Origin of the sequence: Frankia sp. R43 (genome assembly GCF_001306465.1) — a bacterium.
GTDB classification, from domain to species: domain Bacteria; phylum Actinomycetota; class Actinomycetes; order Frankiales; family Frankiaceae; genus Parafrankia; species Parafrankia irregularis.
Genome location: NZ_LFCW01000004.1, coordinates 1 through 9,058, shown reverse-complemented (window position 1 = coordinate 9,058; position 9,058 = coordinate 1). Strand labels below are relative to the sequence as shown.

Here is a 9,058-nt window from a genome sequence, read left to right as displayed (position 1 = left end):
GCGGCGCCGGAGGCCAGGGCCTGGGGGAAGGGGTCAGTAGGACAGGAGGCCGGCCCCCGCGCCGGCGCCGACGGGTTCGCGCCCGACCGGCGCCATGCCCGTGTGCAGGCCGACGAAGTCGGCCATGGTGTCGGCGAAGTGGCGGTGCCCGCGCGGGTTCGGGTGCAGCCCGTCGGGGTCCCACAACGTCGGCCCGCGCCATTCGGCCGCGGCCGCGATGTCGAGGCAGACCGCGCCGACGGCCGTGGCGGCCCGGGTCAGGTCCTCGTTCGCGCGGGCGAAGCGGTCGCGCAGCAGGGCCCGGAACGGCGCGGGGATGTCGAGGTTGCCGGGGATGTCTGGGTAGGTGGCGGTGAACAGGACGGTGTCCGGGCCGGCGAGCCGGCGCAGGATCGCCTCCAGGTTGCGCGCGAAGCGATCGGGGTCGTAGTCGCTGACCAGGTCGTTCACACCACCGATGAAACCGATCATGGTGGCCTTGTTGACCAGGGCGGCCGGGACCTGCCGGTGCAGGATGTCGGATGTGGTGGCCTGGTGGGTGCCGAGGTTGCGGTGGCCGCCGCGCGGGACGGCGAACAGGTCGGCGAACAGCGGCACCCAGCCGCCGTACGAGCCGTCCGGCCGCGGGTCGCCGCGGCCCTCGGCGAAGCTGTCGCCGAGCACGGTCAGCCGGGCCCGGGTCACCGGCCGCCCCCGTCGGTCGAGCTGGTGCCGGAGCCCGCGGTGGCCGCGGCGGGCAGCCGGCCGCTGGCGATCCAGGTCGCGGCGGCCTTCCCGATGACCGCGCTGTCCTTGATCCACGCGAAGTGGTCCCGGTTCTCGACTCCCGAGGCCGCCACGACGTGCCAGCGGGTGAGCCGGGCGACCGGCATCCGGGAGCACAGGAAGTCCACGTTCGAGGCGGGGCCGAGCCGGTCGTCGTCGAGCGAGATCGCGAGCACCGGCAGGCTCAGCGCCCGCAGCGCGTCGTCGTGGCGGCGCGACGAGCCGCGCGGCCGGCACCAGCTCGTCCGCGACTGCCGCGCCCAGTCGACCATGACCTGGCCGGACATCGCGCCGCCGATGAGCATCCCGCCCGGCCAGTGGCCGCGCAGCCGCGCGACCAGGCCGATCGTCTGGATCTTCCAGTACGCCTCGAGCCAGTTGCGGCGTCCGAAGGCCCGCCAGTAGGGCGTGCCGGTGCCGATGGTGATGATGCCGGCGACACCGGCCGGCGCGGACGCCGCGTGGAACAGCGCGAGCTGCCCGCCGAGGCTGTGGCCGAACAGGTACAGCGCGGACTCGGGGAAGCGGGCGCGGATCGTGGTGACCACCGCCGGGACGTCGACCTCGATCAGCTCGCGGTAGCCGAAGTTCGGCTGCTCGCGCAGGCCGGGGGTGCTGTCGCCGTAGCCGCGCTGGTCACACAGCACCACCGACAGGCCGGCGCCGAACAGCGCCTTCGCCAGCGGCACGTAGAACTTCGCCTTCAGCGCCATCGCGGGCAGCAGCGCGACCACGGGCACGGCCGGGTCGGGCTGGGCCATGATCCGCAGCCCCAGCACGACGCCGCCGCCGACCGGCACGGCCACCTTCTCGGCGGACGAGCCCTGCGCCGGGGCCGGGGCTGGGGACGAGGACGAGGCCGGGGACGGTGATGACGCCGTCGACTCGGTGGTGGCCATGGTCAGTCGCCGCCGATCGCGCAGACGTAGTCGAAGCCGAAGCGGGCCACGATCACGTCGTCGTCGTCGTAGAGCACGGCACGCACGTCGAGGTCGAACCGCTCGGGCCCGGTGCCGGCGAGGACGCGGCGCGCCTCCCGCTCGTCGACCATGCCGATCGCCCGGATGCGTCCGCGGGCGGGCCGGCGGAAGGACGAGCGGGCGTCGCGCACGACGAGGCTCTCGAACCGGCTCAGCCGCGCCGCCATCGCCCCGGCGACGGCGGCCGCCCCGGCGAGGTCGGCGGCCAGGAACAGCGCGCCCGCGTGCACGGTGCCGAGCTGGTTGGTGAGATCGGGCCGGGCGGGGATCTCCACGACCGAGTGGTCGGGGTCGACCTGGGTGATGTCGATGCCCACGAACCGGCGGAACGGCACGATCGCGTTGGCGATCTCGCAGATCCGCGCGAAGTCCGGTGCCGACGGATCGGCCGTCGCCGGGCCGAAGATGGAGAACGGCCCGGATCCGCCGGCTCCGGCGCCGGCCTGCTGCGTCGCGGGCGGCGTGGCAGGTGCGGATGTCGATGTCATCGGGCCTCCTCGGGGCTGATGGGAGCCGGGCTGCTGTGCGCGCGCAGCACCCGGCGGGCGATCGAGGCACGCAGCACCTCGGACGAGCCCTCGTAGATGCGGAACCCGCGGGCCTCGACCAGGAAGCGGGCGACCAGGTGGTCCTCGCAGATGCCGAGCCCGCCGTAGAGCTGGACCACCCGGTCGAGCACCCGCCACACCGCCTCGGCGACGAACGTCTTCGCGATCGCGGCGCCGTGGCGGGCGCCGGAGCTGGCCAGGCCCTCCTCGTCGAGGACCCGCGCCACCGACCGCACCAGCGCCCGCGCGGCGGCGATGTCGATCTCGTTGTCGGCGACGTGTGCCTGCGCCATGCCGTGGTCGGAGATCCGCTGGCCGAACGAGGAGCGGCCGGTGATCCACGCGGCGGCCATCTCGTGCGCCCGCGCGGCCAGGCCCAGCCAGGCCATGCAGAACGCCAGCCGGGACGGGGCGAGGCGCACCTGGGCGTAGCGCAGGCCGGCGCCGACGTCACCGAGGACGGCGTCGTCCGGGACGAAGCAGTCGGCGAAGGTGACCTCGCAGTGCCCGCCCGCGGCGCTGTGGTCCAGGGTCGGCATGCGGCGCCCGACCCGCAGGCCCGGGTTGTCCTGGTCGACCAGGAACATGGTGGTGCCGCCCTCGGTGCGGGCGATGCAGATGGTGAACGCGGCACCCTCGGCGCCGGTGATGAAGTGCTTCGCCCCGTCGATGACCCAGCCGCCGTCGACCGGGACGGCGCTGGTGCGGACCATCGACGGGTCCGAGCCGGCACCGGGCGCGGGCTCGGTGAGCGCGATCGAGGAGCGGGTCTCACCGCGCAGCAGCGGGTGCAGGTAGCGCTCGGCCTGCGCCTGGGTGCACACCGCGGCGAGCAGGTGCATGTTGCCGTCGTCGGGTGCGGCGCAGTTGACCGCGGTCGGGCCGATCAGGCTGCGCCCGGCCGCCTCGAGCACCTCGGCGAGGCCGGCGTTGGACAGGCCCAGTCCGCCGAGCCCGACCGGGGTGAGCGGCCCGAACACCCCGGCCGCGCGGGCGGCGCGCTGCAGGTCGACCCGGACGTCGTCGTCCATGTGCCGGCCCGCCACGACCAGCTCGCGTTCGACGGGCAGGACGTGGTCGTCGACGAAGGCACGGGTGCGCCGGGCGAGCTCGGCGACGTCGGCCCCCGGGCCCGCGGGCGGGGGCGAACCGGCGGGCTCGGGCGTGCCGGCGGGCGCGGGTGGACGCGTGGCCGGGGCGGTGGTCATCGGGGGGACGCCTCCTGGGTTTCTGGGCTCGGGCGCGGGCTCAGGCGGCCGGCAGCAGGCGCTTGTCGGCCGGCGTCCCGACCTCCTCGTACAGCTCGGCGAGGCTGTCGCGCTCGAAGAAGTCGTGGCCGTCGGCGCCGCCGGCGATCATGGCGAAGAACTTCTTGATGTACCGGGGGCTGGCCGCGGTGGCGTTGAAGACCGAGTCCAGGAACGGCGGCAGGACGAGCTTGGACAGCGTGCAGGTCAGCTCGAACGTGCCGTGGCTCTCCTCGTCGCGGATCTTGACGTACTCGGCGGCGGCGTCGTCGAGCGTCCGCTCGCCGGCCAGGCCCGCGTGCAGGCGGTCGGCCAGCAGCTGCGCCTGCAGGAAGGCGTCGGTGATGCCCCAGCCGGTGAACGGGTCCTTGTGGTAGCCGGCGTCGCCGACCAGCGCCCAGCCCGGGCCGTTCGAGCGCCGGTAGTAGTTGTCCGGGTAGCGCATCGGGCGGAACTCCTCCACCCGCTTGCCCCGGGCCCGCAGGTCCTCGCCGAACTCCGGCTGCACGTTGTCGAAGATCGCCTGGAAGCTGCCCTCGACGTCGGCGCGGAACTCGCTGAACGCCGCGCGCGGCCGGATGATCGACAGCAGGTGCTGGCCGTCGTTCGTCGGCCAGGTGCCGAACTGCTGCTCGCCGAGGCCGGTCCGGTGCTGCATCGCCCAGTCCAGGCCCTCGAAGTACGAGTAGTAGATGAAGCCCTCCGCCGGCACGACCTTGTAGAAGTCGGCGCCGACCTTGTCCGCCACGGTGGACGTCCGCCCGTCCGCGCCGACCACGAACGCGGAGCGGAACTCCTGCTCGGGCCCGTCGCCGACCTGCCCGCGGATGCCGGTGACCCGCCCGGCGTCGAACAGCAGGTCGGTGACCGTGAAGCCTTCGATCACCTCGGCGCCGGCCTCGCGGGCGGCGTCGACCAGCAGCTTGTCCAGGACGGTCCGGCGCGGGCAGTACACCGCGTCGATGCCCTCGATCGGGTCGGCGAAGCCCTCGACGAGCATGCCGGTGTAGTAGAAGGTCAGGTTGCGGATCGGCGGCACCCCGCTGGCGATCAGCCGGTCCAGCAGGCCCCAGTCACGCAGCCGGGCCAGCCCCGTCTGGTGCATGTAGTGGGTCGACACAGTGTCGCTGGGGAAGGTCGACCGGTCCACGACCAGGACCCGGTGGCCCTGGCGGGCCAGCAGCATGGCCAGCGGCGATCCGGCGCAGCGGGCACCGACCACGATGACGTCGTACATCCTTGGGAACTCCCGTCGTACAGGCGGGTGGAACAGGACTGGGGCCTTTGGTTCAGGTCAGGCGGCGGCTCTGGTCAGGCGGCGGAGGTCGCCGGTTCGGTCGGCGCCGGGCCGGCCGGCTCGGGTGCGGCGGTGTAGAGCTCGTCGATCTCGGCGGCGAACGTGGCCTCGATCTGTGCGCGGCGCAGCTTCATCGAGGGCGTCAGATGGCCGTCGGCGATGGTGAACTGGGTCGGCAGCACCCGGATGCGCCGGATCGACTCGGCCCGGGAGACCAGGCTGTTCGTGTCGTCGACCGCGTCGCGCAGCCGCTCCGCCAGGGCGGGATGCTCCCACCACCGGTCGGCGTCGAGGTCGAGGCCGGCCTCGGCGGCCAGCTTCGCCAGCACCGCCGGCTCCAGCGTCACCAGTGCGGCGACGAACGGGCGGCCCTCGCCGACGACCATGCAGTCGGCGACCAGCGGGTGCAACCGCATCCGGTCCTCGAGCAGGGTCGGTGTGACGTTCTTGCCACCGCTGGTGACCAGGATCTCCTTACGCCGGCCGGTGATGACGAGGTAGCCGTCGGCGTCGAGCCGGCCCAGGTCGCCGGTGTACAGCCAGCGGGGCGCGGCGTCGGTGCCGTCCTGCCCGTCGGCGCCGGCGGTCGACGGGTCCGTTCCCGCCTTCAGCGGGTCTGTGCCTGCCTTGAGCGGGTCCTGGCCGGTCCGCCAGTAGCCGGGGGAGACGTTCGGGCCCGCGACCAGCACCTCGCCGTCCGGTGCGATGCCCACCGTCGTTCCCGGGATGGGCTGGCCGACGGTGCCGACCCGGTTGGTCTCGGGCTGGTTGACCGTCACGGCGGTCGCGGCCTCGGTCAGGCCGTAGCAGTTGAGGATGTGCACGCCGAGCCCGCGGTAGTAGGCCGCGGTCGTGCTGTCCAGCGACGCGCCGCCGCTGATCACGTGGGTCAGCCGCCCACCGAACACGGCGCCGACCCGGGCCAGCAGGGCTTCGTCCGGGCGGCCGCCAGGCTCATCGGTGCCGGTGCCGGTGCCGGTGCCGGTGCCGACCTGTGCCAGCCCCGCGGCGACCGCGGCCAGCTCGGTGTCGGCGTCGACGGCTGCCCGCAGGCCCTTGCGGATCTTCTCCAGCCCGTACGGGACCAGCGCCAGCACGGTCGGCCGGAAACCGGCCATCGCGGGCAGCAGGTCGGTGACGGCCGAGAGCAGCCCGGTCCTGGTCCCGGCGTACAGGCAGGCGACCAGGATGGTGCGTCCGAAGACGTGCGCCAGTGGCAGGCAGAGCAGCGTCGCGGCCTGCTCGGTCACGACATCGCTGGCGTCCGCGCCGTCTCCGTCGGCACCGGTGCCGACGGTGTGCTCCGGACGCCACACGCGGAACAGCCCGCCGGTGTGCTCGACCGTGTTCGCGCTGGACGCGAACAGGTTGCCGTGGGTGAGAATGCAGCCCTTGGGCATCCCGGTGGTTCCGCTGGTGTAGACGATTGTCGCGATCGAGTCCGCGCGGACGGCGTCGCGGCGCCGCTCGAACTCGCCGTCGGTGCGGGCGGTGTCGTCGGATGCCGCCAGTGTGTCGAGGTCCGCCAGTGGCCAGGGGGCCGCCCGCAGCGCGCCCGCCGCCGCGCCGGCCACCAGTTCCTGATGCTCCGGTGTCTCGGCGAAGCACCACGTCATCCCGGAATCGGCGACGATGTGAGCGATCTGGGCCGCGGAGGCGGTCGGGAAGATCGGGACGGTGATCGCGCCGATCGCGAGCACCGCGAGGTCGGCCACCACCCACTCGTAGCTGGTGCGGCCCAGGACGCCGACGCGGTCGCCCGCGCCGACTCCCCGGTGCAGCAGGACCGCCGCGACCCGGCGCGCGTGGGCGTCGAGCTCGCGGTAGGTGATGTCCTGCCAGCCCGACGCCGCCGGGCGGCTCAGGACAACCAGTTCGGGGGTGACCCGTACCCGGTCGTCGACGAGGGAGTAGAGGCCACGGTCCTCAGGAAGGACGAGGCCCGCTCCCAGGGTGTACTGCGACACACCGACCACCTGTTCCGTGACGAGTTCCGGGGAATTCCTGGCGGATTTTCCGGACTCAGTCTCGAACGGTGCGTCGCGGTTGGCAATGCGATTGTGGCGAACGATCCGTAAACGACAGCAATCGTCGGCGCGTGATCGATTTCGATGGATCGATGGAAACTATTTATCGTTCTCGCGGGCGGTTCTCCCTCGCCGTCCCGCGGTCCACGGTCAGGGATGGAAAAGAATTGAAAGTGGGTTCAGCGCCGCTCGAAAACCAGTCGGTGCACCACGTCGAGGGTGTCGGCGACGGTGGTGTGCTCGATTGTCTGCCAGCCGAGCACCCGGGCGGCGGCGCAGTTGGCGCCGAGGTCGTCGATGAGCAGGCAGGATTCCGGCGGCACCCGGAAGATCGATTCGGCCAGCCGGAAGATCGCCGGATCCGGCTTGCGCAGGCCCACCTCGAACGAGTTGACCGTCACCTCGAACGGGTCGACATCCGGGGCGAGGGCCCGCCGGTGCGGCTCCCATTCCCGCACGCTGTTCGTGAGCATGCCGACCCGCACGCCCTCACCGCGCACCCGCGCCAGCAGCGTGAACAGCTCTGTGCTGACGGTCCGGCCGACGTACCAGTAGTCGCCGAAGCGGGTCAGGTCGATGCGCGGTGTCCAGCGGGGCGCGAGTGCCGCCGTCACCCGCAGCCCCCATTCCCGCTGCGGAAGAATGCCCAGCTCGAGCGGCTCGATGAGGGTGCCGCCGAACGGTTCGGCGACCTGGCGGATCGCCGCCATCAGGTCCGCCGCCGGGACCTCGGCAGCCGCCGCGACCTGGCTGAGCGCGTCGGCGACGGGGGAGGTGAGGACACCGCCGTAGTCGCACCACAGGGCTCGGACCGGCGGCGCGGTGCGCGGTGCGCGCACGGTCAGGGCCGCGGCGGCGCCGGGCGTCCGGTGCCGCCGCGGCGCGGCGGGCGCCGTGCTGAACGGTTCAACCACGGGGCGCCAGCTCCGTACCCGCCAGCTCCGTTCCGGCCCGACCGGATCGCGCCAGCTCCGCGCCTGGGACGACGGGCGCAAGCACCTCGGGGCTCCGCGTCGTGAAGCGGGCCGCGGGGGCGGCCAGATGCACCGGACCGGCGAAGACACGCTCCGCGTCCACCTTGCGGGCGGCGAGCCAGGCCCGATCCGCGGTCACGAAATGGGTGAGGACGAGCTGGTCCACCCCGGCCGCGGCGGCCACGGCGGCGGCGTCGGTGGCGCTGAGGTGGCCGTGGCCCGTGGTATCGGTGAGCTCCAGCGTCGCCTCGGCGAGCAGCATGTCGACGTCACGGGCGAACGGGACGAGATCCGCCGTCACCCCGGTGTCGCCGGTGTAGGCGAAGCTGCCGGTTCCGCTGTCGATGCGGGTTCCGCAGTTGGGCACCGAATGGCGCAGCTCATGCAGGCTCACGGTGGTGTCGCCGATTTCGAAGACGTCCCCCGGCGCGTATTCGCGGACGTCGAAGGCGACCTCGAACGCGCGGTCCAGCAGTGGGATCGTCGCGACCGGGAACAGCGCCGCCAGCGCCGTCAGCCGCTCCCGTCCGCCCGCCGGAACGTACAGCGGCACCGGGGCCCGCTCGACGCGCCGGGTCAGCGACGGCAGCGTCGGGAACAGTTCGGCGAACTGCCCGTATCCGGCGAGCAGCGTCTTCCCGAGGGGAAGCAGGTCGTAGCAGTGGTCCAGATGCAGGTGGCTGATGACGACGGCGTCGAGCTGGTCCGGATGCGTGATCGTGCTGAGCGCGGTCGCGGCCCCGGGGCCGCAGTCCAGCAACAGGCGAGCCTTTTCGCTCTCCACCAGATAGCTGGAACTGCACTGGCCGGCGCCGGGCATTCCCGACCGGCATCCGAGGACCGTCAACTGCATGTCCGTGTCCATTCTGTTGGACAGCGTCCGGAGCGAACAACGCTGTCGTGGGCGGTGACCGCGGCCGGCACGTTCTCCGCGGCGGGCACCGGCCCGGTCGCACCGACCTGGACGGCGGAGCGACCTGGGACAGGAGCGGGCCGGCCAGCCTCGGCGATCACGCGAATCCGACCGTTTGAGCGATGTTCCGCGCCCACCGGATCATCGGCAACACAGGAATGCCGAACGAACTATTCAGAATGAGCCTTTTCAAAGTCGATTTTCCTAAAGGCCCTCACTGGAGAGGACGAGGACGGCCTGGGCGAAGATGCCGACGCGGCGTGGGCAGCCGCGGAAACGGTCGAATATGTGCCAGTTCTTGAGGACC

The 9,058-nt window shown here is 72.7% G+C and carries 8 protein-coding genes; all 8 read right to left on the bottom strand.

Annotated features, from left to right (window positions below; genetic code table 11):
- Nucleotides 1-33 precede the first annotated feature (33 nt).
- The 8 genes from ACG83_RS17610 to ACG83_RS17575 all read right to left on the bottom strand — a co-directional run bounded on the left by ACG83_RS17610 (nt 34) and on the right by ACG83_RS17575 (nt 8,691).
- Nucleotides 34-684 (bottom strand): SGNH/GDSL hydrolase family protein, encoded by a 651-nt coding sequence (locus ACG83_RS17610; protein WP_054567334.1) that lies wholly within the window; start codon nt 682-684, stop codon nt 34-36.
- Entirely contained in the window at nt 681-1,664 is a 984-nt protein-coding gene (locus tag ACG83_RS17605; RefSeq protein ID WP_054567333.1) for an alpha/beta fold hydrolase, read from the bottom strand. Before ACG83_RS17605 ends, ACG83_RS17610 begins: the two co-directional genes overlap by 4 nt.
- Nucleotides 1,665-1,666: 2 nt before the next feature.
- Nucleotides 1,667-2,233: a YiiD C-terminal domain-containing protein gene (locus ACG83_RS17600; protein ID WP_054567332.1), complete on the bottom strand. Its 567-nt coding sequence runs from the start codon at nt 2,231-2,233 to the stop codon at nt 1,667-1,669.
- The gene (locus tag ACG83_RS17595) at nt 2,230-3,501 is read right to left on the bottom strand and encodes an acyl-CoA dehydrogenase family protein (RefSeq protein WP_054567331.1); all 1,272 of its coding nucleotides are present in this window, start codon (nt 3,499-3,501) and stop codon (nt 2,230-2,232) included. Before ACG83_RS17595 ends, ACG83_RS17600 begins: the two co-directional genes overlap by 4 nt.
- A 40-nt stretch (nt 3,502-3,541) precedes the next feature.
- The gene (locus ACG83_RS17590) at nt 3,542-4,777 is read right to left on the bottom strand and encodes an NAD(P)/FAD-dependent oxidoreductase (RefSeq protein WP_054567330.1); all 1,236 of its coding nucleotides are present in this window, start codon (nt 4,775-4,777) and stop codon (nt 3,542-3,544) included.
- A 74-nt stretch (nt 4,778-4,851) separates the two neighbouring features.
- Nucleotides 4,852-6,804: a long-chain fatty acid--CoA ligase gene (locus ACG83_RS17585; RefSeq protein ID WP_054567859.1), complete on the bottom strand. Its 1,953-nt coding sequence runs from the start codon at nt 6,802-6,804 to the stop codon at nt 4,852-4,854.
- A 239-nt stretch (nt 6,805-7,043) separates the two neighbouring features.
- Nucleotides 7,044-7,778 (bottom strand): HAD-IA family hydrolase, encoded by a 735-nt coding sequence (locus tag ACG83_RS17580; protein ID WP_083473332.1) that lies wholly within the window; start codon nt 7,776-7,778, stop codon nt 7,044-7,046.
- Entirely contained in the window at nt 7,771-8,691 is a 921-nt protein-coding gene (locus ACG83_RS17575; RefSeq protein WP_235497984.1) for an MBL fold metallo-hydrolase, read from the bottom strand. Before ACG83_RS17575 ends, ACG83_RS17580 begins: the two co-directional genes overlap by 8 nt.
- Between the last annotated feature and the right edge of the window lie 367 nt (nt 8,692-9,058).